Annotated in this window: 19 protein-coding genes; 8 read left to right on the top strand and 11 right to left on the bottom strand. The window is 59.1% G+C overall.

The window, feature by feature from the left end; translation table 11 throughout:
- Positions 1-13 precede the first annotated feature (13 nt).
- The gene (locus VXJ35_RS08965; protein ID WP_064023443.1) at positions 14-1231 is read right to left on the bottom strand and encodes an MFS transporter; all 1218 of its coding nucleotides are present in this window, start codon (positions 1229-1231) and stop codon (positions 14-16) included.
- Between the two features lie 207 nt (positions 1232-1438).
- On the opposite strand from VXJ35_RS08965, the gene VXJ35_RS08960 reads away from it, so the two are divergent.
- From VXJ35_RS08960 to VXJ35_RS08935, 6 genes are all read left to right on the top strand, one after another.
- The gene (locus VXJ35_RS08960) at positions 1439-2299 is read left to right on the top strand and encodes a PilZ domain-containing protein (RefSeq protein WP_064021328.1); all 861 of its coding nucleotides are present in this window, start codon (positions 1439-1441) and stop codon (positions 2297-2299) included.
- A 388-nt stretch (positions 2300-2687) separates the two neighbouring features.
- Positions 2688-3347 carry a CerR family C-terminal domain-containing protein gene (locus tag VXJ35_RS08955; RefSeq protein ID WP_064021327.1) on the top strand — a complete coding sequence of 220 codons (660 nt, stop codon included), beginning with the start codon at positions 2688-2690 and terminating at the stop codon, positions 3345-3347.
- On the top strand, positions 3344-4609 hold the full coding sequence (locus tag VXJ35_RS08950) for an MdtA/MuxA family multidrug efflux RND transporter periplasmic adaptor subunit (RefSeq protein ID WP_064021326.1): 1266 nt from the start codon (positions 3344-3346) through the stop codon (positions 4607-4609). The genes VXJ35_RS08955 and VXJ35_RS08950 overlap by 4 nt, the downstream gene beginning before the upstream one ends.
- 3 nt (positions 4610-4612) lie before the next feature.
- Positions 4613-7744, top strand: coding sequence for an MdtB/MuxB family multidrug efflux RND transporter permease subunit (locus VXJ35_RS08945; RefSeq protein ID WP_064021325.1), 3132 nt, complete (start codon positions 4613-4615; stop codon positions 7742-7744).
- Positions 7741-10863: an efflux RND transporter permease subunit gene (locus tag VXJ35_RS08940; protein WP_064021324.1), complete on the top strand. Its 3123-nt coding sequence runs from the start codon at positions 7741-7743 to the stop codon at positions 10861-10863. Before VXJ35_RS08945 ends, VXJ35_RS08940 begins: the two co-directional genes overlap by 4 nt.
- An 11-nt stretch (positions 10864-10874) precedes the next feature.
- Complete coding sequence (locus VXJ35_RS08935) at positions 10875-12356, top strand: efflux transporter outer membrane subunit (protein WP_064021323.1); 1482 nt, start codon at positions 10875-10877, stop codon at positions 12354-12356.
- 58 nt (positions 12357-12414) lie between these two features.
- Here the strand turns inward: VXJ35_RS08935 and VXJ35_RS08930 are convergent, their stop codons facing one another.
- Complete coding sequence (locus VXJ35_RS08930; protein ID WP_064021322.1) at positions 12415-14001, bottom strand: GTPase domain-containing protein; 1587 nt, start codon at positions 13999-14001, stop codon at positions 12415-12417.
- Complete coding sequence (locus VXJ35_RS08925; RefSeq protein WP_064021321.1) at positions 13982-15724, bottom strand: GTPase domain-containing protein; 1743 nt, start codon at positions 15722-15724, stop codon at positions 13982-13984. Before VXJ35_RS08925 ends, VXJ35_RS08930 begins: the two co-directional genes overlap by 20 nt.
- A gap of 116 nt (positions 15725-15840) precedes the next feature.
- Between VXJ35_RS08925 and VXJ35_RS08920 the strand changes: the two genes are divergently transcribed.
- Positions 15841-16275, top strand: a complete 435-nt coding sequence (locus VXJ35_RS08920) for a DUF6694 family lipoprotein (protein ID WP_064021320.1) — start codon at positions 15841-15843, stop codon at positions 16273-16275.
- Here the strand turns inward: VXJ35_RS08920 and VXJ35_RS08915 are convergent, their stop codons facing one another.
- From VXJ35_RS08915 to VXJ35_RS08895, 5 genes are all read right to left on the bottom strand, one after another.
- Positions 16276-16941: a DUF2959 domain-containing protein gene (locus VXJ35_RS08915; protein ID WP_064021319.1), complete on the bottom strand. Its 666-nt coding sequence runs from the start codon at positions 16939-16941 to the stop codon at positions 16276-16278.
- Complete coding sequence (locus VXJ35_RS08910) at positions 16934-17500, bottom strand: uridylate kinase (protein WP_064021318.1); 567 nt, start codon at positions 17498-17500, stop codon at positions 16934-16936. Before VXJ35_RS08910 ends, VXJ35_RS08915 begins: the two co-directional genes overlap by 8 nt.
- Positions 17497-18870, bottom strand: coding sequence for an aminodeoxychorismate synthase component I (gene pabB / locus VXJ35_RS08905; protein WP_064023442.1), 1374 nt, complete (start codon positions 18868-18870; stop codon positions 17497-17499). Before pabB ends, VXJ35_RS08910 begins: the two co-directional genes overlap by 4 nt.
- Positions 18871-18946: 76 nt before the next feature.
- Positions 18947-20005 carry a hydantoinase/oxoprolinase family protein gene (locus VXJ35_RS08900; protein ID WP_064021317.1) on the bottom strand — a complete coding sequence of 353 codons (1059 nt, stop codon included), beginning with the start codon at positions 20003-20005 and terminating at the stop codon, positions 18947-18949.
- Positions 20002-20994 carry an ATP-grasp domain-containing protein gene (locus VXJ35_RS08895; protein ID WP_082880860.1) on the bottom strand — a complete coding sequence of 331 codons (993 nt, stop codon included), beginning with the start codon at positions 20992-20994 and terminating at the stop codon, positions 20002-20004. Before VXJ35_RS08895 ends, VXJ35_RS08900 begins: the two co-directional genes overlap by 4 nt.
- Before the next feature lie 11 nt (positions 20995-21005).
- Here VXJ35_RS08895 and VXJ35_RS08890 point away from each other — a divergent pair, with 11 nt between their 5' ends.
- A complete protein-coding gene (locus tag VXJ35_RS08890; RefSeq protein ID WP_064021316.1) occupies positions 21006-21686 on the top strand; it encodes a HisA/HisF-related TIM barrel protein in 681 nt (226 codons plus the stop codon).
- Positions 21687-21742: 56 nt separating this feature from the next.
- On the opposite strand, the gene fae is transcribed toward VXJ35_RS08890, so the two are convergent.
- The 3 genes from fae to VXJ35_RS08875 form a co-directional block, all read right to left on the bottom strand.
- Complete coding sequence (gene fae / locus VXJ35_RS08885; RefSeq protein ID WP_054759134.1) at positions 21743-22258, bottom strand: formaldehyde-activating enzyme; 516 nt, start codon at positions 22256-22258, stop codon at positions 21743-21745.
- An 83-nt stretch (positions 22259-22341) separates the two neighbouring features.
- Positions 22342-23211 carry a triphosphoribosyl-dephospho-CoA synthase gene (locus VXJ35_RS08880; protein WP_064021315.1) on the bottom strand — a complete coding sequence of 290 codons (870 nt, stop codon included), beginning with the start codon at positions 23209-23211 and terminating at the stop codon, positions 22342-22344.
- On the bottom strand, positions 23205-24101 hold the full coding sequence (locus VXJ35_RS08875) for a RimK family alpha-L-glutamate ligase (RefSeq protein WP_064021314.1): 897 nt from the start codon (positions 24099-24101) through the stop codon (positions 23205-23207). The genes VXJ35_RS08880 and VXJ35_RS08875 overlap by 7 nt, the downstream gene beginning before the upstream one ends.
- Positions 24102-24169 lie beyond the last annotated feature (68 nt).

Raw genomic sequence — 24169 nt, 5'->3', positions numbered from 1 at the left:
CGCAAAATTGGAGTCAATGCAATTGGTGCAATTGCAAACGGCGCAATTGCGGCGCCAGTTTTGCGGTGCCGGCTACGACCAGCAAGGTCATCGCACCGCCGAATACCACCGACGGCACCAAACCCAACAAGCGGGCCGCGACGCCGGATTCGAAGGCGCCGATTTCGTTGGACGAACCGATGAAAATGCCGTTGATGGCCGACACCCGGCCGCGCATCGCATCCGGCGTCGCCAACTGCAAAATCGTCGTGCGCATCACCACCGACACGCCGTCGCACAAGCCGGACAACAGCAGCAAGGCTCCGCCCAGCCAAAAGCCGGGCGCCAGGGCAAAGCCGATCATGCACAAACCGAAACCGGCCACGGCCGCCAGTAGCCAGCGGCCGGCGTGGGCGTCGATCGGACATCGGGCCAGGAACAAGCCCATCGCCACCGCACCGACTGCCGGCGCCGCGCGCAGGATACCCAAACCTTCCGGGCCGTAGTGGTAAATTTCATGGATAAAGGCCGGCAGCATCGCCACGGCCCCGCCGAACAGTACCGCAAACATATCCAGCGATTGCGCACCGAGTACGATCTGATTGCCGAGCACAAAGCGCAAGCCTTCGCCGATGCTGGTGAATATCGGCGCGCTCTGCGCCGGCGCCGGCTCTTCGACCCGCAACGACAACAGCGCCAGCGTGGCTACCAGACACAAGCCGGTCGCCGTTTGGTAAGCCGCCGCCTTGCCGGCCCAGGCCACGATCAAACCGCCGATGGCCGGCCCCGCCACCAGGCCGAATTGAAACGCGGAACTACCGATGCCGGCGGCGCGGGCGTAATGTTCGCGCGGCAGCACCAACGCGAACAACGCGCTGTAGCTGGGGCCGATAAAAGCCCTGGCGATGCCGGTCAACCCGACCGCGGCATAAATCCAGACCAGCGGCCGGCTGACGATCCAATTCTCCGCCACGGCAACCAGCATCAGCCCGTTCAAGGCCACCAGCAGGCAGGCGCCCAGCCCAAACCAGCGCCGGGAATAGTGGTCGACCGCATAGCCGGCGAACAGCGCGCAGCAAAAATACGGAAGCGCTTCGGCCAGACCGATCAAGCCCAAGGCCAGCGCATCGTGGGTCAATTCGTAGATATGCCAGCCCACGACGATAGCCATCATCTGGTAGGCCAGCACAATCAATAAGCGGAAACCGAGTAATTTGATAAAAGCGGAATTGAAATAAGCAGGCAGGTGCATGTAGTTTCGAAGCAAAGGGTCGCAATGCGGCGGTTGCCGCGTACCGATAAGTTTACCGCGTTTCGGGCTGCCGCAGGCCGGCCGGCAACGCGCCAAAGAGAGGCCCACGCGGCTTACGGTACACTGGTGGGCTGCCGGCAGACAGATTGAGAAATCGCCGGCTTTGGCTATTATCAAACCTAATCCGCTAGATCAACGAGGGCATCGATGAGCTTGACCGCAACTGCTAATAAGAACAACAACCGCAGGCTGGCGCTGCGCATCTACGAGCAAATCAACCTTTTCTACCAAGTACTGCCTTACGGCGAATTCTCGACGGCAAACGGCCGGCTATCCGGCCCGGAGCTGCCGGCATCGAACAGCATCGAAAACGATACGCTGCAGGCCAATATCAGCGTCAACGGCATGTCGTTCACCAGCAAGGAACGCCTGCAAAGCGGGGATTACCTGCAACTCAGAATATTATTGTTGTCGAGCATGACCACGGTCAGTACCTGCGGCCAGGTGGTGTATTGCAAACCCAGCAATCCGTATGAAGACGGCCGTTACCCGCATAGCGTCGGCGTCCGTTTCGTCAACTTGAGCGAATCCGACGCCGCATTGCTACACCGCCACGTCGAACGCCGCCGGCGGCAAAACATGGCGATTACCGCGCTGGCCGCCGTTACCATTTTGGCTGCGCTGGCCATGCCCGATCTGGCCTGGTCGCTGCTGCTCGGACTGCTGCACCATCTGTGGGCAATCGCGCTGCATCTGGCCCATCTGTTGTTCGAGTATCTGGAGATGGGGCTGGATCACGTGGTCGAACATCTGTTCCACACCGACACCCACGAGACCCAGGTCATCGTGTTTTATACCATCGTCTGTATCGGTGCCGTGGCGTTGTACTTGATAGGCCGTAAAGTACCGGCCGCCGCCAAACGCCGCTACCAGGCTTTGCGGTTGTTCGCCTCCCGCAAAAAATCCAGTTGCCTGTATTTCTGGGACCAGCAAAGCGGCCTGGACAAATTGAAAATCGTCGGCATCGGCGCCGGCGCTTTGAGCGCTTACCTTTATTTGGCGTTCTAAATTGCGTCGGCAATCCCCCCCGCCTGCGGGCCACGCCTGCGATCAAACGCCTTCGGTCGCAAGCATGGCCTGCTCCTCCAGGATTTGAACAAACCGCTCTGTGCCTTAACTTAACGACATCGCAGCGGGCCCTACCCCGGTTTTACCCGTTTTTACACTTCCGGCCGGAACGCTCCGGCCGCACTTCAGTCAGAATATTTGCTTGCATGGCAGGCAACAGCCGATGTGCAGCGGCTGCTGATTTTCAAACAGTCCGATCCGATTAATAGCAACGAACGGCTTGAACCAACGACTTTCAACCGGTGGCACGGTAAATGCTAAGTTAATATTCCAATTTCAATCGGCAATTTTAATTGCCCAGTTTGTTAAAGGACGAACAACCCCGCGCATGACCGATCTTAAAACCAAATCAGCCCGCACCCGCACCCGGCTATTGACTGCGGCTGGCCGCATCTTTGCCGAGAAAGGCTACCAGGAAGCGACGATTGCCGAAATCTGCGAACAGGCGCAAGCCAATATCGCTGCGGTAAATTACCACTTCGGCGACAAGCGCAATCTCTATCTGGAAGCCTGGCGCCATGCTTTCAACGACGAATTGGCGCGTTATCCGGCCGACGGCGGCGTCTCGCGCCTGGCCTCGGCGGAGCGGCGCCTAGCCGGCAGGATCGAGTCGATGATCCGCCGCATGGCCGACGCCCAGTCTTATTCGTTCGCCATCGTTCACAAGGAAATGGCACAACCTACCCGACTGCTAGCCGACATCCTGGAAAAGGAAATCAACCCGCAACGTTTGCAAATGTTCGCTTTATTGCGCGAATGCCTGGGTCAGAACGCCAGCGAACAACAACTGCAATATTGCCATGCCAGTATCATGGGCCAATGCTTTCAATTGCTGCGCTTGAAACAAATGCAGCAGGCCCGGCCGCAACGCGCTTATCCCAGCGATTTGAGCGATATCGACGCCTTTGCCGCCCATGTCATCGATTTCTCGCTGGCCGGAATTAGCGCCATCCGTTCGCAAAATTTACCTAAACGCATCTCCGTATGACGAATCAACCGACAACTCCGCCGGTGTCCGGCAAAAGCCGAACCTGGTTTTGGCTGGTAACTCCATTGCTTCTTAGCCTGGCCGGTGCCGGCATTTATTTCCATAACGGCGAAGCCGCGCCGGAGCAAAAAGCCGAGAAAGGCGGCAAAGGCCGGCGTTTTTTTCAGGAAGACGACGCTCCGGCGGTGGTCGCGGTCGAAACGGCACGTAGCGGCGACTTTCCGGTGTATCTGAACGCGCTCGGTACCGTAACCGCGCTGAAAACCGTCACCGTCAAACCGCGGGTGGACGGCGAACTGGTAAAAGTCCACTTCAGCGAAGGCCAGTTGGTCAAAGCCGGCGACCTGCTGGCCGAAATCGACCCTCGGCCGTTCCAGGTGCAGTTACAACAGGTCCAAGGCCAATTGCAACGCGACCAAGCCCTATTGAAAAACGCCGAGCTCGACCAGAGCCGTTACCAAACTCTGCTAGAACAGGACTCGATAGCGGCTCAACAGACCGTGACGCAGGAGTCGGTAGTCAAACAATACCGCGGCAGCGTCGAGATGGACCAAGCGCTGGTCGACAACGCCAAATTGCAACTGAATTACGCCAAATTGACCGCACCGATTTCCGGCCGGGTCGGTTTGCGCCAGGTTGACCAAGGCAATATCGTCCGCGCCGGCGACGCCAATGGTCTGGTCGTCATTACCCAATTGCAGCCGATCAGCGTCGTCTTCACATTGCCGGAAGACCAACTGCCGGAAGTGGCCAAACGTTATCGACAAGGCCAGGACATCGGTATCGAAGCCTACGACCGTAGCGGCAAGACCAAATTGGCCGCCGGCAAACTGATCGCGCTGGACAACCAGATCGATCCGGCCACCGGCACCATCAAACTGAAAGCCGAGTTCGATAACCGCGAACAAACCCTGTTCGCCAACCAGTTCGTCAATGTCAGAATGCACCTGGAAACCTTACGCGGCGTCACCCAAATCCCGGCGGCGGCGTTGCAGCACGATGGCCAAGGCCCTTTCGTCTATTTGGTAGACGGCGAAAACGTAGCCCATCTGCGCCGCATCGAACCCGGCCCGGGCAACGACGAAAAAATCGCCGTGCCGAACGCGCTGGCCGCCGGCGAAGCCTTGATCGTCAACGGCAGCGACCGGGTCAAGGACGGCGCTAAAGTCGACGTTGCCGAGCGGGACGGCCAGACGGTCGCCGCCCAGCCGAATGCCAATCCACCCGATAGCGAAGCGGGCAAACGCCGGCGGCGCGGATAAACCATGAGTTTCACCGATCCCGGCAAGGCCGGCTTTAATCCGTCCAAATTATTCATCCTGCGGCCGGTCGCCACCTCGTTGTTGATGGTGGCCTTGTTGCTGGTCGGCGTGCTGGCCTACCGGCTGCTACCGGTGTCTGCGCTGCCACAGGTCGATTATCCGACGATACAGGTCACCACGCTCTACCCCGGCGCCAGTCCTGAAGTAATGACCGCCATCGTCACCGCACCGTTGGAGCGCCAGTTCGGGCAAATGCCGGGGCTGACCCAAATGACCTCGACCAGCTCCGGCGGCGCATCGGTGATTACGCTGCAGTTCAACCTGAATCTGGACCTGGACGTCGCCGAACAAACCGTGCAGGCCGCGATCAACGCCGCGACCAATTTCCTGCCCAGCGACCTGCCGCAAGCGCCGATCTACAGCAAGGTCAATCCGGCCGACACGCCGATCATGACGCTGGCGGTCAGCTCCAAAGCGCTGCCCTTGTTCAAAGTAGAAGATCTGGTCGATACCCGCATCGCCCAGAAAATCGCCCAATTGCCCGGCGTCGGCATGGTCAGCATCAGCGGCGGCCAACGTCCGGCAGTGCGGATTCAAGCCAACCACAAAGCCCTGGCCGCTTACGGCATCAGCCTGGAAGACGTGCGCGCCGCAATCGCCGCCGCCAACGTCGCCCAGCCCAAAGGCTCGATCAACGGCCCGGCCCGCGCCGCGACGATAGACAGCAACGACCAATTGCGCTCGGCGGCCGAATACCGCGAGTTGGTCGTCACTTATAAAAACGGCGCGCCGGTCAAGCTGGCCGACGTCGCCAATGTCATAGACGGCGCCGAAAACGTGCGGCTGGCGGCCTGGGCCAACGACAATGCCGCCGTGGTCGTCAACATCCAGCGCCAGCCCGGCGCCAACGTGATCGAAGTCGTCGACCGCATCAAAGAACTGCTGCCGAAATTACAGGCCGGGCTGCCGAGCGGCGTCGAAGTCTCGGCGTTGACCGACCGCACCGTGACCATCCGCGCCTCGGTACGCGACGTACAGTTCGAATTGTTGCTGGCTGTGGCGCTGGTGGTGATGGTGATCTTCCTGTTTTTACGCAACGTCCCCGCCACGATCATTCCCGGCGTCGCAGTGCCGTTGTCTTTGGTCGGCACCTTTGCCGCGATGTACCTGGCCGACTTCAGCATCAACAACCTGACGTTGATGGCTTTGACGATTGCGACCGGCTTTGTGGTCGACGACGCCATCGTCGTCATCGAAAACATCTCGCGCTACATCGAACGCGGCGAACCGCCGTTGAAAGCCGCGCTGAAAGGCTCGGAACAGATCGGCTTTACCATTATTTCGCTGACCTTCTCGCTGGTTGCCGTGCTGATTCCGCTGCTGTTCATGTCGGACGTGGTCGGCCGGCTGTTTCGCGAATTTGCGATCACGTTGGCGGTGGCGATTTTGATTTCGGCGCTCGTGTCGCTGACCTTGACGCCGATGATGTGCGCCAAATTATTGCGCAGCGGCCACAGCGAAACCGAGGCCGGCACCGGTTGGTTCGACCGCTTGATTCGGGGCTACGGCATCACGCTGGAATGGGTCATGCGCCGGCAAACCGCGACCTTGTTGGTGTTCTTCGCCACCGTCGCGCTGACCGTGGCGATGTATGTCTGGATTCCGAAGGGATTTTTCCCAAGCCAGGATACCGGGCTGATTCAGGGCTTTTCCGAAGCGCCGCAAACGGTATCGTTTCAGGCCCTGGCCGAACGGCAACAACAATTGGCCGCATCGATCCTGGCCGATCCGGCGGTAGCGAGCCTGTCGTCGTTCATCGGCGTCGACGGCATTAATCCGACGCCGAACAGCGGCCGGTTTTTGATTAACCTGAAACCGCACGGCCAACGGCCGCCGGCGGACAAAGTCATCGCCGCGCTGCGCGAACGCCTGGCCGGCCAGCCCGGCATTGCCTTGTATCTGCAACCGGTGCAGGATTTGACGCTGGAAAACCGGGTCAGCCGCACCCAATACCAATTCACGTTGGAAGGTGCCGATCTGGACGAACTGAACCGCTGGACCGGCAAATTGGCCGACCGGCTCCGGCAGCGGCCGGAGTTCGCCGAGGTGACCAGCGACGTACTGGACCAGGGCCGACAGGTGTTCGTCAATATCGACCGGGCCACGGCCAGCCGGCTCGGCGTCAGTACCGCCGCCATCGATAACGCCTTGTACAGCGCTTACGGCCAACGCCTGGTCTCGACCATTTTCACCCAAGCCAACCAATACCGGGTGGTGCTGGAAGTCGATCCGGCCGAGCAAACCGGGCCGCAAGACTTGCAGGGATTGCGGATACCGTCGACCAACGGTAGCCAGGTGCCGCTGTCGGCCATCGCCGAGCTGTCCGAGCGGCCGACCACGTTGGCGATCAACCATCTCGACCAGTATCCGGTCACAACCGTATCGTTCAATCTGGCTCCCGGTTATGCTCTGGGCGACGCGGTCGCGGCGGTCGAAGCCGCCAAACAAGATGTCGAATTGCCGCTGGCTATCCGCAGTGCCTACCAGGGCGCCGCGCAGGCCTTCAACGCCTCGCTCGGACATACGCTGTGGCTGATTCTGGCAGCCATCGTCACGGTCTATATTGTGCTCGGCGTGTTGTACGAAAGTTACATCCACCCGCTGACGATCTTGTCTACCCTGCCCTCGGCCGGCGTCGGCGCGTTGCTGGCATTACAGCTATCCGGCGGCGATTTGGGCATCATCGGCATCATCGGCATCATTTTGCTGATCGGCATCGTCAAGAAGAACGCGATCATGATGATAGACTTTGCATTGGAGGCCGAGCGCCAACAAGGCCTGCCGCCGGAACAGGCGATTTTTCAGGCCTGCTTGCTGCGGTTTCGGCCGATTCTGATGACGACGCTGGCCGCTTTGCTCGGCGCCCTGCCGTTGATGCTGGGCAACGGCGTCGGCTCGGAATTGCGCCATCCACTGGGCATCACGATGGTCGGCGGCTTGTTGTTGAGCCAGTTGTTGACGCTATACACCACGCCGGTGATTTATTTAGCAATGGATAATCTGGCGCGGCGGGTCAAAACCGCATGCGGCGTTGTCGGCGACGGCGCAACCGAAACCGGCGGCGAATCGCGATGAATTTGTCGGCCCTGTTCATCCGCCGTCCGGTCGCGACCACGCTGCTGACCGTGGCAATCTCGCTGTGCGGCATGTTGGCGTTCCTGAATTTACCGGTATCGTCGCTACCGCAAGTGGACTTTCCGACCGTATCGGTGCAGGCGCAATTACCAGGCGCCAATGCCGAAACCATGGCCGCGACCGTCGCCACGCCGTTGGAGCGGGCATTGGGCCGGATCGCCGGCGTCACCGAAATGACTTCCAACAGCTCGCAAGGCTCGACCCAGATTACCTTGCAGTTCGACTTGAGCCGCGACATCGACGGCGCCTGCCGCGACGTGCAAGCCGCGATCAACGCCGCCGCCGGCATGCTGCCCAGCAACATGCCGAACCGGCCCAGTTATCGGCGCGACAATCCATCGGATTCGCCGATCCTGATTCTGGCATTGACTTCGGACAGCTTCAGCCGCGGCCAGATGTACGACGCGGCGTCGACGATATTGCTGCAAAAAATTTCGCAAATTCCCGGCATCGGCCAGGTGCAAATCGGCGGCGCGGCCTTGCCGGCGGTGCGGGTCGAATTGAACCCGAATGCGCTGAGCCATTACGGCATCGGTTTGGAAGACGTGCGCAATACCATCACCCAGACCAACGTCACCCGGCCGAAAGGCGTGTTGGAAAGCGCCGCTACCCGCTGGCAAATCCAGGCCAACGACCAGGCCCGCAAGGCCGCGGAATATCTGCCGTTGATCGTGGCCTACCGCAACGGCGCGCCGGTGCGGATCGCCGACCTGGGCGAAGCGGTCGATTCGGTCGAGGATTTGCGCAACACCGGCCTGCATAACGGCAAACCGTCGGTATTGCTGATTATCCGCAAACAACCGCTGGCCAACGTGATCCAGACCGTAGACCAGGTCCTGGCCGTGATGCCGCAACTGCGGGCGGCATTGCCGAGCAACATCGAATTGTCGGTGGTGGTCGACCGCTCGCTGTCGATTCGGGCGTCTATCGCAGAAGTCGAACACAGCCTGTTCGTCGCAGTGGTGTTGGTAATCCTGGTGGTACTGGTGTTTTTGCGCAATCCGCGCTCGGCGCTGGTGCCGGTCGTCGCGGTGCCGGCTTCGCTGCTCGGTTCCTGTGCCGTAATGTATCTATGCGGATTCAGCCTCAACAACCTGACGCTGATGGCCTTGACCATTGCTACCGGCTTCGTCGTCGACGACGCCATTGTCGTGGTCGAGAACACTAACCGCCATATCGAGGCGGGTGTGGCACCGTTCCGCGCCGCTTTGTTGGCAGCCAAGGAAGTCGGTTTTACCGTATTGTCGATGAGCCTGTCGCTGGTCGCGGTATTCCTGCCGATTCTGCTGATGGGCGGCGTACCGGGCCGGCTGTTTCGCGAATTCGGCGTGACCTTGTCGGCCGCGGTGCTGGTGTCTTTACTGGTGTCGTTGACGACGACGCCGATGTTGTGCGCGCGCTGGCTGAGCAAGGACGAAAAACGGCACGGCCGGACCTACCATGCGATTGGCTCGGCCTTGGACTGGCTGCAACGGCTTTATCTGACCAGCTTGACTTGGGCCCTGCGCCACGGCCGGATCATGCTGTTGTTGCTGCTGGCGACCATAGGCTTGAACGTTTATCTGTATGGCGCGATCGACAAGGGTTTTTTTCCGACCCAGGACGGCGGCCGCCTGCTGGGCGAGATTCAGACCGACCAGAACACCTCGTTCCAGACCCTGCAGAAGCAGTTCGGACAAATCGTGGACATTCTGCTGAAAGACCCGGCCGTCGCCAACGTGGCCGGTTTCGCCGGCAGCTCGCAAAGCGCGAACAGCGCCCGGATCTTCATTACCTTGAAACCGCACGAACAGCGCGACGGCATCGAGATTGTGATGGACAGGCTGCGCAAGGCGGCCGGCCGGATACCGGGCGCCAATCTGCACATGTTCCCGGCCCAGGAACTGCGTATCGGCGGCCGGATGTCGTTCGGCCTGATCGATTACACCTTACAGTCCGACGATCTGGAACTGCTCCGGCAATGGACCCCCAAAGTCCAGGCCGCGTTCGCCAAATTGCCGGAATTGAGCGATGTCAACTCCAGCCAGCAAGACAAAGGCGAACAGATCGGTCTTACCGTAAACCGCGATCTGGCAGCCCGCTATGGTGTCAGCCAGGGTTTGATCGATACCAGCCTGAACAATGCCTTCGGCCAGCGCCAGGTATCGGTGATCTACAATCCGCTAAACCAATACCGGGTCATCATGGAAGTGGCACCGCAATATTGGCAGTCTACCGATACTTTAAAACAGCTTTACATCAGCGCTCCCGGCCAACCCGGAGCCGCCGAATCGAGCCAGCCCAAGCAAGTGCCGCTGTCGGCGCTGGCCAGTTTTGCCCCGACCAATACACCGTTAACGGTGCGCCACCAAGGCCAATTCGCGGTCGGCGAGTTGTCGTTCAACCTGAAACCCGGCGTATCGATGTCGACCGCCAGCGTCGCGATCGAGCAGGCTTTGCGCGAGATCGGCCTGCCGGCCACGATAACCGGCGGCTTTCAAGGCTCGGGCAAGGCGTTTCAGGAAGCGCTGCGCAACCAACCTTGGCTGATTTTGGCGGCCTTGATCAGTATTTACATCGTGCTCGGCGTGCTTTACGAAAGCCTGGTGCATCCGCTGACAATCCTGTCCACCTTGCCCTCCGCCGGCGTCGGCGCGCTGCTGGCTTTGATGGCCTGCGAAAAGGAATTCAGCATCATCGCGCTGATCGGCGTGATTCTGTTGATCGGCATCGTCAAGAAAAATGCGATCATGATGATCGACTTTGCCTTGCACGCCGAACGCGAGCACGGCCTGGATTCGCGCGCTGCGATTTTCGAGGCCTGCCTGCTCAGGTTCCGGCCGATTCTGATGACGACGTTGGCCGCCTTGTTCGGCGCGCTGCCGTTGGCCTTCGGCAGCGGTTACGGCGCCGAATTACGCCAGCCGCTTGGCATCGCGATCATCGGCGGGCTGATATTCAGCCAATTGCTAACTCTGTACACGACACCGGTGGTTTATCTGTATCTGGACCGATTCCGACTGTGGCTGCATAGCCGTTTTAACAACCTTAACGCCCGCCCGGCGACCCACTCCGTTTAACACTGATCTTCATGCGCTCAACAAAAAACTCCGCCACGCTCGCCTGCTTGCTGACCTTACCTTTGGCCGCCTGCACGGTCGGTCCCGATTATGTCCGCCCGCAAGCAGCGCTATCCGACGAATTCAAGGAAATCAAAGGCTGGAAACAAGCTCAACCGCGCGATAGCGGATTGCCCGGCAAATGGTGGGAAATATACGGCGACCCGTTGCTGAACAGTCTGGCCGAGCAAGTCGCCGGCGCCAACCAGTCCGTCATGCAAGCCGAGGCGCAATACCGCCAGGCGCAGCATCTGGTGCAATCGGCGCAATCGTCGCTGCTGCCGGTGGCAACCTTGACCGGTACCTTCAACCGCTTCAAAGCCGCCACCGGCCAAAACGTTGCCGTCGCCGGGGTGCGCAACCTGTTCGGCCAGGCGGTCGGTATCGCTTGGGAGCCGGATTTATGGGGCCAGGTCCGGCGGCAACTGGAAGCCAATACCGACAGCGCCCAAGCCAGCGCCGCGACATTGCACGGCTTGATTCTTTCCAGCCAGGCCGCGCTGGCGGACAACTATTTCCAATTACGCACGCTGGATGCGCAGAAGGCTTTGCTCGAGGAAACCATCGCCGCGTTTGCCAAGACCCTGGAAATCACCAAAAACCGCTACGCGGTCGGCGTCGCCGCCAAAGCCGACGTCGTCCAAGCCGAAACCCAACTCGAAACCGTCCGCGCCCAAGCCATCGATTTGGGCGTGCAACGCGCCAAACTCGAGCACGCGATTGCAGTCCTAATCGGCAAATCCCCGGCGGAACTGGCATTGGCGCCGGCGCCGCTAAACAGCCAACCTCCCGGTATTCCGGTCAATCTGCCGTCGGAATTGCTGGAGCGCCGCCCGGACATCGCCGCGGCGGAACGCCAAATCGCCGCCGCCAACGCCCAGATCGGCGTCGCCAAGGCTGCGTATTATCCGACCCTGAACCTGGGCGGCACCAACGGCTTCCAGTCCGGCGACCCCGGCAACCTGTTTACCATGGCCCGCCGCTATTGGTCGCTGGGCCCGGCCGGCCTGGCCTTGACCCTTTTCGACGGCGGCGCCAAGAACGCCCAGTACAAACAAGCCATCGACGCCTACGATGCCAGCGTCGCCGCGTACCGGCAGACCGTACTGACCGGCTTCCAGGAAGTGGAGGACAATTTGGCGGCGTTGCGCATTTTGGAACAGGAAACCCAAGTCCAGGACAAGGCGGTCGCCAACGCCAAACAAGCCCTGGCTCTAACCAACAACCAGTACCAAGCCGGCACGGTCAGCTATCTGAACGTGATGACCGCGCAAACCGCCGCGCTGGCCAACCAGCAAACCGCGGTGCAGTTATTGGGACAACGCCTGTCGGCTTCGGTGCAACTGGTCAAAGCGTTGGGCGGCGGCTGGAACGAAACCCTGCTGCCGACGGCGGACCAGGCCGGCGGCGAGCGGAAGTGGACCGATTATTTGATTCTGCCGTTGGTGGAATAAGCGGCTTGGCGACTTGAGCCGCGATAACGGATTCGATGCGGCGGCGGTGTTAATCCCGTCAGCCGGCATCGGCCAACAATACCCTGCCCAACAAGCTCTGCTTGTCGATCGCCGTTTCCGGCTCCGCCGCGCAACGCGCGACCAGCGCCTGTAACTCGGCGCACAACTCTTCGTTACGCTGCTGTTCCGAGACCAATACTTGCTTTATCTCTGCGAACACCGCGGCCAAAGCGTGTTGCAAGCCTTGGCGCAAACCTTTCAATCCAGCCTTGTACAACGACGGCTGGATTTTTTTATGCAGGAAAAACGGGATCAGCCAGCTCAAGCCGATCAACAGTACGCTGTGCACGGCAAAGTCGGTACCGAGATAGGCGCTGTGCTCGGCTGTGCTGTGGTAGTAGCCGGAAAAAACCTGGTAGCCGACCGCACCCATCGCCGCCAGCGGCAGCACGGTTTCGGCGGCTGCGGTCAATTTCAAGAGGAAACGTTGCGTGCCGTTACCGGGATGCAACATCGCCTGGCGCCCGGCCAGTTCGGTCTGTGCGGCCAAGGTCTTGCCGGCCTGCTCGCGAATGCTTTGCAGAGCGGCCTTCAACGGCTTGGTCGGCAATCCGGCTTGCGCCGCCTGCAGCACCAGTTCGTCGAGCATGTCGTCCAGCCGGTTTTGCGCCCAAGCGTCCCACAGCGCAATCTCGGCCTTATCGCCCAAGTTATCGGCCCAGAATTTGGCCAGTTGTTGCATGGCCCAGGCCAAACCGGTTTGCAATTGGGTTTCGGCTTGCTGCCACTGCGCGTCGAGGTTGGCCTGTAACGCCTGAAAATCGCGGCCGCCGAGTTCGGTAGCCAGGTGTTGCAGAGTTTGTTGCAAGCGCCGCCGACGCAGTTGCCGATTGCGGCGTTCCAACTGGGCCACGTTATGCCGGCCGGACAATTGCCGCAATTGCTCCAGCAACAGGCCGAACTCGTCGCCGTGCGGTTCGCTGCAACTGGTGCGGAAAATCAACGGATCGGCGAAACCGGCCTTGGCCAGTTGCTGCCTGAAGTCGTCGTATTGCACCGGCAGACCGCGGTCCCATTGGTTCATGACGAACAGCCAGGCGTGTTTGGCGCCTTCCGCCAGCAGCAACTGCCACGCTTTGTTGTCGCGGTAACGCTCCGGGCTGACCACGTACAACAGCACGTCGATATGCGGCAGCCATTCCAGCACCAGGCGCTGGTTGCCGAGTTCGACGCTATCGAAATCCGGCATGTCGATCCAGACGATATGGCTGTTGCGCTCGTCGTTGTGCCGGCTGATTTTGATGCTGTCCAGCGGCAAACCCTCCGGCAATTTATCGACACCCAGGCTGCTATGGTGGTACAGCGTGACTTCGCGCGAGGTCGGCCGTTCGATGCCGGCTCTGGCGATGGCTTGGCCGGCCAGCCGGTTTAACAAACTGCTTTTGCCGACGCCGGTACCGCCCATGAAAGCAACGATCAAAGGCGCGCCGTCCCGGCAGGCCTCGGCATTAAATAGCGCACCGGCTGCGGCCGGCTCCAGATTCTGCAACAATGCAGCCTGCTCGGCGCTCAACCGGCCTGCCGCAGCGGCACTTGCCGCCCATTGTTGGGCTGCGGCCAACAGCTCAGAGTATGCGTAAGCCATGTTTCTTCTCTTTCAAAGCCAGTTCCGCGGCGTGGCATTGTTGTTCGGAAATGTTGAAGCGGGTCTGGCTGTGTACGGCCAGCGGCAATTGGTACAAGCGCTGTTTCAGACAGCCGTCGAACAAGGCGTTGTTCACGGTGGCGAATTGGTGCTGTTTCAATTCGGCTTCGACCCGGTGCATGTAACTGCCGATAGCGCTTTCCGCCAGCAACGACGTGATGGTCAAGATCAACGGCGTAATCACCAGATCTTGTACACCGATGCCGCCGGCCTGAATCGCCAGCAGCATCGCCCCGGCGTCGGTGGTGGCTCTGGTCGCGCGCAGGCTGTTCAGAACCAACGGCTGGTCCTGTAATTTACGGTACAGGCGTTGCGCGGCCGCTTCGACATCCTGCTGGAAATCCTGGTGGTAGCTGTCGACGGCGCGTTGGTAGGCCAACAGAATTTCGCCGCGGCGCTGGCGCAAAGCCATCGCGTTTTCCCGCCACCAATAACTGTCCGCCGGTTCGGTTTCGGTTTTCTCCAACACCCGGTCGGCAAGCTGAATCAACAAGTGCTCGCCCAACTGCTGCAATACCGCCAGTTCATGACTGGGATTGGCGGCGGATTTGGCGTTGCTCCAATCCATCATCTTGCGAAACGGCCAGGTCATCGCTCGCCGGGTTTTACCTAATATCCGCGCCAGGCCGGGAATTTCCAATAGCGTCAGCAGATTCAACAACGCATTCTGGAAGGTTTCGTAATGGTGGGGATGGTTCAGGTAGTCGCGCCGGTAGTCGCGCAAGGCATCGGCCAGGCATTGGTCGACCAGGGTTTGCCAATGACGTTGAGCATGGTGTTCGCTGAACACCGGCTCCAGCCACGGCAGCCAGTAACGGCCGATAAGCTGTTGCTGCTTGTCGGCATGCTTGCTGCGCTGCGCTTTTTTCGCCAATTCGGCGACAAGCCGAGAGGCCTGAACCGGCCATTGCGGTTGCGCCGGCGCTTTCTGGAACAGCAGCGCCACCATCGGCGGCGGCGGGTCGCTGCGGGTTTGCCGCCATTTGTCGCGCAACGAATCCAGAATCACGGCCTCGCTGCCTTCGCTGAGTTTGTTGACGCAAACCAGGGTCGGCTGGCGGTAGGCTTCGATAAATTTCATCAAGTCCCACACCGATTGGTCGGCGTATTTTTCCTTGCTGACCACCAAAATCACGGCATCGGCCAAAGCTATCGTACGCACCACACCTTCCCGGTAATCGGCCGAATCGATCGAATCGAAATCCGGGGTATCCCACAACACGCAGTCCGGCAGCAGGCCGGAATCGGCTGCGGCCGGGCTCAGCGAATAGCAATCGTAGCGTCCCGGCCGCAACCCATCGCGTTGCAACTGCTGGAAGCGGCCGAAATACTGCTGCAGGCCGGCGCAATCTTCAATCGGTACCCGATGGCAAAAACCCTGGGCATGCACAGTATAGCCGGCCAGCGGGCTGACCCCGGCGCTCGCGCTGTTCAATAGCAGATTGACTACCGAGCTTTTGCCGGCTTGAGTCGGACCGATCACGGCAATCTGCAACGGCAAGGCCGGCTGGTTTTGCAGCAATTGGCCCTTGCGGATAAACGCCTCGGCGTGAAGTAGTTGTTCTATGCGTTGCTGGTATTCCGTAAAGCGGGAATTTTTTCGGTCCAACTGCTGTAGCACAATTTCGTAACGCTGTTTGAGAAGTTGGATAAATTCCAGCATGTGGTAAGCTTGTGTTTTTAATTACCGAGTAATTTGGTTTGTTGGGTGACCCGCATTACAACCATTATAAATACAAAAAATCGGGTTTGTTTATTTAGCCACTGGGGGGCTGCAGTATGAAAAAAGCGTCAACGGTATTGGTTTTATTGCTGTGTTCGGTGATGGCCGGTTGCAACAAAAGCAACCAGATCAACGGCAGCAGCATGAAAACCGTCAATAGGTCGATCAGCCACATCAAGGAGAAATTGCCGCTGGACCAGCGCATCGAGTTCGAAGTGTCGTTCTGGACCTTGCGCGACGAGATCCGCAGTAACCAGGAGTTCCTGGACGCGATCGACGGCAAAACTCCCGAGCAGTTGATAGAAACCGGTAAGGAGTTGTTCGCCAAACGTAAGGCTTCCGGCAATAAAGAGTACTCCCAGTACACCTCTTGGGACCAAATGATTACCCAATATTCGCAAGAACGCATCGACCAGAACCGCAAGAAAACGCCGGACGCCCGTGACAAGAATCCGCCGGCGCGGGTCGATTACAAAATGCACGCGATGTAATTATTTGCGCACGGCCACCGGGGCCGGCAGTTGCTTCTGGTCCGCGAGGACCGCAACAAACTGGCTGGCCTCGGTAATGGTTTTCTCCATCACCTCGATCAACTTCGAAATATCCACGCCAATCTCGACAAACTCGTGCCGCAACGCCGCGATGGCGTGGGCATTGAGGTTGTGCTTCAGAAACAAAACCTGGTCCTGAAACGCCGCCAACACCGGCACCATGCGGTTTTCCGCGGTTTGCAGCGCCTTGAGTAAACGGGCATATTGCTGGCGGGATTTTTTCAACTGTTGCTGGCTGCGGGCCCGTAATGCCCGGTTGCTGTATAAATCCAGTTCCGTTTCCCATTCGGCGAACAAGGCCTCGCTGACCTCCTCCACCGCTTGTATCTTCTGGCTGACGGCGTCGGCTTTACTGCGGCATAAATCGTAGCGCCGCTTCAATTGCTGGTAGCGTTGTTCCAACGAGCTCTCCGGCAAGTGCACCAGGGTTTTGAATTTATCCAACGCTTCGACGAATTGGTCGCGGCTGTCTTTCAGACTGTGGCAAGCCTGGTCGACCTGCATCACGACGATGTCGCGTTTGTGGTGGCCGAGCAGGGATTCCCGGCTCTGGTAATAGGCTTTGCGCAAGCGCCGGTTCAGAATGGCTTTCAGGAAACTAATCATGGCGAAACGGGAATTCGTCTTTATTGACTACGGTAATCTTAAAGAATGCGGCGTTAGCGAAGCGGGCAAAAGCCGGGTCGAGGATGCCCTGCCGCTGCAATTCCGGCCAAGCGGTGCCGGCGGTAATCGGCGCCGACTTGACCACGACCAACGCGTCGGCGGCGATGCGCCCGGCCAGCCAAGCGGCCAGACTATCCGAGGTGATATCCCAACTAGCCGGAATCCCGGCCGCGTCCAATTCGGCGATTTGCGGCACCCAAACCAGCGTTTTGGCGGAAACCGCTGCGGCTGCCACCGATTCGGCACCGGATACGATTTCCAGTTCGGGACACAGTCCGCGCATCAATTCGGCCATTTGCTGCATGGCCAGCAGCGCCATACGGTGTGCGGCAACCTCGCCGAAACGATATCGGCGCTGCGCCGTCCGCACCTGATCGGCAAACGGGCCGCCGCCGGGCACGATCACAGTCAGTCCCGGCAATCGCATCGCGGCCGCCAAACACAGCGGCAACGCGGCGGTTTCCAACAAACTGCCGCCCAGTTTGACGACGCGAATCATGTCCCGAATTGCGCCAACACCTGCAACAGTGCCGCCGCTTTATCGAAGCATTCCTGGTATTCCGCGTCCAGCACCGAATCGTTGACGATGCCGCCGCCGGCCCAAAAGCGGATGCTGCCGCGGTTGTGCACCAGCGTCCGGATCGCGATGTTGGTGTCCATATTGCCGTCGAAGCCGACGTAACCGATCGCGCCGCAATAGATGCCGCGCCGGTGCGGCTCCAATTCCTCGATGATTTCCATGGCCCGGATTTTCGGCGCACCGGTAATCGAGCCGCCCGGAAAACAACTGCGCAACAAATCCAACGCATGCTGGCCGGCCGCCAACTGGCCGGTGACGGTACTGACCAAATGGTGCACGGTGGCGTAGCTTTCCACCGCAAACAAATTCGGCACCCACACCGAACCTTTGCGGCAACACTTGCCCAAGTCGTTGCGCAACAAATCGACGATCATGACGTTTTCCGCCCTATCCTTGGCGCTGGCCACCAAATCCTCGATCTGAGCCTGGTCCTGTTCCGGATCGGCCCGGCGCGGGCGAGTACCTTTGATCGGCTTGGTCTCGACCGCACCGTCGGTCACTTTCAAAAATCGTTCGGGCGACGAACTCAATACCTGCACGTCCGGCAGATTTAGATAGGCGCTGAACGGAGCGGCATTGATCCGCCGCAACACCGCGTAAGCTTGCCAGGGGTCGCCGGTGCAGGCACTGCTGAAACGCTGCGTCAGATTGATCTGGTAACAATCGCCTTCTTTCAAATAATTTTTGATTTTGCCGAATGCCGCCGCGTATCCGTGCTTGTCCATGTTGGCGGCCGGCGCCTGCAACACTCGAAAAGCTTCGGCCGGCGCCGGCGGCGCTAGTTGGCTGAATTCGGCAACCAGGCGCTGCTGCAGCGCATCCGCCAGATCGTATCCGACCAGCCAGCTTTGTTGTTGCTGATGATCGACCACCACGGCCCAGCGGTAAATGCCGACGGCCATTTCGGCGATTTGCTCGGCATCTTCGGCAATCGCCGGCAATTTTTCGATGCGCCGCGCCAGATCGTAGCCGAAATAGCCGATCGCACCGCCGCAAAACGGCAAGCCTTCGATGGCCGGCAAGCTTGCGCCCAAGTGTTGCTTCAACAACTCGAACGGATCGGCGCCGCTCTCGACGACCCGGCCGTCGCGCTCGATCCGGGTGGTGTTGCCGTAGGTTTGCAAGGTGGCGACCGGCGCGTAAGCCAGAATATCGTAACGGTCCTGGCGGCTATGGGGTTGCGCGCTATCCAGGAACACCGCCCACGGCAGATGGGCAATCGGAGCGAATAATTGCGCGCTGTCCGGAAAATACGGCAGCGGATGTTTAGTGGGTTTGGCTAGAAGCATTAAACGGGGATGCAGGGCCGGCTTGGCCGGCAAGGACGTGATTGAACACCGTCAGATTTTATACCAGCCGCCGGCTTTAACCAAACCGGCCGGCCAGATAGGCCACTGCGGCGGCCGGCGCACAATCGCCGGCATCGATCTGGCCGCCCCCGCCTGCCGTCGGCAGTAAATCGGCGAAATCCCGGTAAATCAAGCCTAACTCGGCGGCGATCTGTTTGACCAGGAAGCGGCCGACACCGGCACCGAGCATGATGCAGCGTTGCGGCCGCGCCGCGGCTTGCAGCCGCCTTCGGCAAGCCTCGACAAGTTGTTGCTGCTGGCATTGTTTAAGGTGGGCAGCAAATGCCAGCCACAGCGGCCAATCGGCAGCGTCAAATTCGTAACCGGTCAAACGGGACAAACGCCGGGCGCTGGCAAGCGCCGTTTTTTCCGCACCGTCGGCGGTATCGGCCTGATCGTGGGCGTCGTTCAAGTCACCGGTCAGCCGATAGACATCGGCCGTTGTGGCGAACAGTTCGGCCATTAAACCCATGTGCCGGCCATTGAACTCGGCCTGTTGAGTAATCGCCATTACCGGCGTTCTAACCACGCCGGTATAGACCAGCTCACCGGACACCAGGCGCTGGTAATCGGTATAGCCTGCTACGCAGGGCTGGGATTGCTCGATCAACAATAAATCGGTCGTGGTGCTGCCGATATCGACGAACAACGCATCCGGTATGCGTTGGGCCGCCAGCATCACGCTGGCCAACCAATTGGCGGAGGCGATGTCCATACAATCCGCCGCAGCCACCCGCCCGGCCGCTAAAAAACCGCGCAAACCGGCGAAGACATCGATCCGGTCAGCGCCGTAATGGCGACACATCGCGTCGATAATCGCCGCGACGCCCTGCTCCCGGCTGGTAAAACAATCGACCAGTTCGCCGGTCATGGTCAACGCATGCCGGCAGGCGCTCAAATCCAGGTTGGCGGTTAGTTCGGCTATCGCGCGATGCAAGTAATCGATGCCCTTCCACAGCGGGCACGCCGCCTGACCGACGCTGACGATGTCGCCGGCGGCATTCAATAGCGCCAGCTTCAGGTGGGCGCCGCCAACATCCCAACCGGCAATCGGATAAGCTGCCGTGTGCTTCATATGGTTACCTCCACGCATTGTTGCCGGGACGGAACCGCTATCGGCTCGCCCTGCCTGAGCCGTAACACCTGCTCGGCGACATTGATGCCGGTGGCCTGGCCGATGCCGACATAGGAGCTGGTCAGGCGCGGATTGATTTCCAGCACCAACGCGGCAGATTCGCCGGTTTCGATTAGATCGATACCGGCGTAGCCCCATAAGCCCGGCAAGGCCTCAGCAATCCGGCCGACCAGATGGCGATAATCGGCTTCGCGCTGTTGGTGAATGTTGACCAAGCATCCGTGCAAACTGAATCGCTGCCCCGCCAAAACGATTTGTTGCTGATTACAGGTCAAGAAATAACCCTTGCCGTTTTTGAATAAGGCCGACAGGCTGATCGCTCGGCCCGCCACGAACGGCTGGACCACATAGTGTTCCGGCTGATCCAAATCCGCAACCGCGGCCGGCAAAGCGCCCGCTGCCACTACCCGAGTATCCTGGCAACCGGCGCCATCCCGGATTTTTACCACCGTCCGCCCAGGAAAATCCGGACATTTCTCGGCCGGGTAGGTCTCCACCGCCGGGATCGCGTGCGCGGTAAGATGGCGGTAGGTCGCCAACTTGTCGCCGCACAGCGCCAGCGTCGCTACGTCCGATAACAAGGTTTCGATACCGGCGGCCTGCGCCATTTGCGCCAACCGGCTCAAGATGCCGCCGGTTTCCGGGGCGATCGGCCAAAACAGGTCGGCTTGCGCCAACAGCTCAGGCAGCAGAGCCATGATATCCTGGCCGGCACCGATTCGGACCAACTCGGCATGCTCCGAATCGATAGCTAAATCGCAGCGTTGGTCCAAGAGGACCCGTAACCGCAGTTGCGGAATCCGCTTCAGTTCGCCCAACAAAGCCTGTAACATCATCCGGCCTTCGGCCAGCAAGGATGCAGGTAAAGCCTCGCCGGCCATACCGCCGCCGCTTATATATTCGAATACCAGAATGGTCAGTTGTTTCACCCGCTCACTCCATGCAAATTATTCCAGTCATTGATTTAAAGGACGGCCGGGTGGTTCACGCCAGCGGCGGGGACCGCAGCCGTTACCTGCCGATAGACCTGCACTCCCGCATCGTTAGCGACAGTTCGATCGAAGCGGTGGTTTCCGCCTTGTTGGCGTTGCATCCGTTTTCGGCGTTTTACATCGCCGATTTGAATGCGATCGAGCGCGACGGCAGCCACCGGCATATCATCGAACCGTTAGTCCGCCGCTATCCGGCCCTCGATTTTTGGGTCGATAGCGGGTTGCGCTACCCGAACTCGAGCCGGGACCAGCCGGATAATCTGAAGACGGTTATCGGCACCGAGACCGGTTCAGAACCATACGATTTAAGCGATTCGGCGGCGATACTATCGCTGGATTTTAAAAACAATCGGGCTTTAGGTAATCCGGCTTGGCTGGAACTGCCGCAATACTGGCCGGATACCGTCATCGCCATGACGCTGGACATGGTTGGTGCCGGCCGCGGCCCGGACTTCGCCGGACTCGCTTCGCTTCGCGGTCGCAGTCCGCATACCCGGTGGATTGCCGCCGGCGGCGTGCGCAACATCGCCGATTTGCAGCGGCTGGCAACCGCCGGCCTGTCCGGCGTGTTGGTAGCCAGCGCCTTGCACAACGGCAACATCGGCGCATCGGCGTTAAGCAAATTTTAGGCAAAAAAATACCCCGGCTAGCCGGGGTATTTTGTACAGCCTTCGATACTAAAAAATTAAACTTTGTTAGCAGCGAACGGGTGTTTAGCGTCTTTTCTGGCAGCCAATACTTCTTTAGCAGTTGGAGTGCCGGCTACAGCGCGAGCGATAGCTTCTTTGGTTGCTTTGTAGTTGAATTCTTCGATTTTCGCGTCGTCTTCAGCCAACCAGTGGATGAAAACACCCACGGAAACGAACAAGTCGTCAGCTTCGTCGGCAGGAATGGTGCCGTCTTCAACGGAATCGGCAACTGCTTGAGCAACAGCGCGTTGCGCTGGTCCGAACATTTGAACGGCTTGTTTTGAACCTTTGATGGTTACTTTGTTGAACAGGATGGTAGCCGGTTTAACCAACAGGTTAGGTGCAACCACAGCCAACAGAGTAGAGAAACCGTCTTTGTTGTTGGTCAAAGCATTTGCAAACGCGGTTTCCGCCGCTGAACCACGTGGGCCCAAGATCAGGTCGATATGGGCAATTTCGTTGCCGTCACCAACCAAAGATTCGCCTACGCGCATGTTTGTAATTTTTGCCATTTTAAATTTATCCCCTAAAGATAAGATTGAACCAAAAAATAGACACAATAATGTCCCAAAATATAGTTTCTTCGAAGTTCCCTCTATAACTCACCGGCCTGTTGTTGGCCGATAAGCTGTTCCAGAAGCACCACCAGTACTGTCGCTACAGTCATATCAGCTGTCGTACCCGGATTGATTCTTTGTGCCTTAAAAGCTTTGTCCAGTCCGTAAAGCACCGGAAAAAGCTCTTCAGGCTCAACGGTGAGCTGCATCGCCCGATCGAGCGATTCCATCTCCACCCTGATCCACTCTGAATACCGCTTTCCATACTTCCGTTCGATATGGCTATCGGAGTAGCGGGCCAACATCGCAGCAAAAACCGCTAGCGCCGCCCAACCAGAATCGCCAGACAAAACGAAAGCACGATTATATCGTAAAACTGCAAAATCAAAAATGTCTTTAAAATGGTTTGCGTATTGCAAGGCAATCCGGTCTTTGTCCGCGGCAAAACGCATCGCTTCGGTTAAAGTGACCGCGGCTTTTTGCTGAACGTCGTGTTGCTCGGACTCGCCGAGCCCGGCCGGCGCGGCCAAAACAATGGCCTCGAATACCCATTCGGCATCCTGCTGGGTAGTGGTCTCCAAAACCCGATCGAGAGCCTGACGCCAGGACTCGCCCGGCCGCGCATTCGCTGCGGCGTGAAGCAACGGTGCGCACAGCAGCACGATGCCGAGATTGGTATTGCACCCGACCGCTTCTCTAGTCGCTTTGACGGCGTAATAAATTTTTTCGCCCAAACCGAATTCGGGATCGGTAATGGGTTCGCTGCTGACCTGCGCACTGAGCCGGAAATCCTCGACCGTCATGTCGTGGGCCGGACTGTAAATACTGACATTGCCCGGTTTGAATGCCTGCAATTCGATTTCGCAGGCTTGGCGATAAGCCTCGATCAACTGCTGCCGCTTCAGCATAACTCGCCCAAATAACGCTGCAATAGGTCGGCCACCAACCACTGAGCGACATTGGCCTGGCAAACCCCTTGCAAGCCCTTCCAAGCCGGAACGCTGTTGACTTCGATGATTCGGTAATTGCCATGCCGATCTTTGATCAAATCGACGCCGGCATAGTCCATGCGCAAGGCGTCGGCGGCCGCCACGGCCAACTCGACCAATTCGGCCTCCATGGCGATAGCCTCGCAACTGGCGCCGCGGGCAACGTTGTTTAGCCAGGAAATCCCGCGCCGCCGCATCGCAGCTACCGCTTTGCCGTTCACGACGAATACACGAACGTCGGAATAGCCGTCGCCATCGCATTCGATAAAGCGTTGCAGATAGTAAATGCCGCGGCTACCGGTCAGCCATAACAAATCGGTGGACTTTTCGATCCGGCGAATGCCTTCGCCTTGCGAGCCGAACAACGGCTTGCTGATCAAATAATTGCCCTGCTGCAACTCGCGTTCTGCGATTGCCAAAGCTTGCTCGCGGTCTCGTAATACCCAGGTTGCAGCCGTCGCTAAACCGGCCCGCTGCAACAAGAAACTGGTCATACCTTTGTCTACGCTACGCTCGATAGCGCCGGCGTCGTTGTATACCGGTACACCGAGCAGTTTCAGCGTGTGCAGTACATCCAGATAAAACACCACTTCTTCCAGCGATCCGCCCGGCACGCCGCGAACAAAAGCCGCGGCCGGCAAACGATCCTCGAAACCGGGAACCAATACCGGCAGATCGTAATTATCCAGTTGTAAGCGGCAACCGGTCAGCGAAGCGTATTCGGCTGTGAAACCGCGCGCGGCAAAAGCCAAGCACAACTGCTTGCCGTGCCAGCCCGGGTCGTCGGTAAATATTACAATTCGGCGCAATGGAAAATAAGCAAAAAATTAGCGGCGCGGCGGCGGGTTTTGCCAAGCAATACCCGCCGCCGCGAGGG

Origin of the sequence: Methylomonas sp. DH-1 (assembly GCF_046097555.1) — a bacterium.
Taxonomy (GTDB): domain Bacteria; phylum Pseudomonadota; class Gammaproteobacteria; order Methylococcales; family Methylomonadaceae; genus Methylomonas; species Methylomonas koyamae.
This window is presented reverse-complemented; position numbering and strand designations above follow the sequence as displayed.

Bases quoted from the DNA above. Each gene is read 5' to 3' on its own strand.
- VXJ35_RS08945 (WP_064021325.1), top strand. From the start codon at position 4,613: ATGAGTTTCACCGATCCCGGCAAGGCCGGCTTTAATCCGTCCAAATTA.
- VXJ35_RS08925 (WP_064021321.1), bottom strand. From the start codon at position 15,724: ATGCTGGAATTTATCCAACTTCTCAAACAGCGTTACGAAATTGTGCTA.
- VXJ35_RS08960 (WP_064021328.1), top strand. From the start codon at position 1,439: ATGAGCTTGACCGCAACTGCTAATAAGAACAACAACCGCAGGCTGGCG.
- VXJ35_RS08940 (WP_064021324.1), top strand. From the start codon at position 7,741: ATGAATTTGTCGGCCCTGTTCATCCGCCGTCCGGTCGCGACCACGCTG.
- VXJ35_RS08965 (WP_064023443.1), bottom strand. From the start codon at position 1,231: ATGCACCTGCCTGCTTATTTCAATTCCGCTTTTATCAAATTACTCGGT.
- pabB (WP_064023442.1), bottom strand. From the start codon at position 18,870: ATGCTTCTAGCCAAACCCACTAAACATCCGCTGCCGTATTTTCCGGAC.
- VXJ35_RS08910 (WP_064021318.1), bottom strand. From the start codon at position 17,500: ATGATTCGCGTCGTCAAACTGGGCGGCAGTTTGTTGGAAACCGCCGCG.
- VXJ35_RS08930 (WP_064021322.1), bottom strand. From the start codon at position 14,001: ATGGCTTACGCATACTCTGAGCTGTTGGCCGCAGCCCAACAATGGGCG.
- VXJ35_RS08935 (WP_064021323.1), top strand. From the start codon at position 10,875: ATGCGCTCAACAAAAAACTCCGCCACGCTCGCCTGCTTGCTGACCTTA.
- VXJ35_RS08955 (WP_064021327.1), top strand. From the start codon at position 2,688: ATGACCGATCTTAAAACCAAATCAGCCCGCACCCGCACCCGGCTATTG.
- VXJ35_RS08950 (WP_064021326.1), top strand. From the start codon at position 3,344: ATGACGAATCAACCGACAACTCCGCCGGTGTCCGGCAAAAGCCGAACC.
- VXJ35_RS08890 (WP_064021316.1), top strand. From the start codon at position 21,006: ATGCAAATTATTCCAGTCATTGATTTAAAGGACGGCCGGGTGGTTCAC.
- VXJ35_RS08915 (WP_064021319.1), bottom strand. From the start codon at position 16,941: ATGATTAGTTTCCTGAAAGCCATTCTGAACCGGCGCTTGCGCAAAGCC.
- VXJ35_RS08880 (WP_064021315.1), bottom strand. From the start codon at position 23,211: ATGCTGAAGCGGCAGCAGTTGATCGAGGCTTATCGCCAAGCCTGCGAA.
- fae (WP_054759134.1), bottom strand. From the start codon at position 22,258: ATGGCAAAAATTACAAACATGCGCGTAGGCGAATCTTTGGTTGGTGAC.
- VXJ35_RS08900 (WP_064021317.1), bottom strand. From the start codon at position 20,005: ATGAAGCACACGGCAGCTTATCCGATTGCCGGTTGGGATGTTGGCGGC.
- VXJ35_RS08920 (WP_064021320.1), top strand. From the start codon at position 15,841: ATGAAAAAAGCGTCAACGGTATTGGTTTTATTGCTGTGTTCGGTGATG.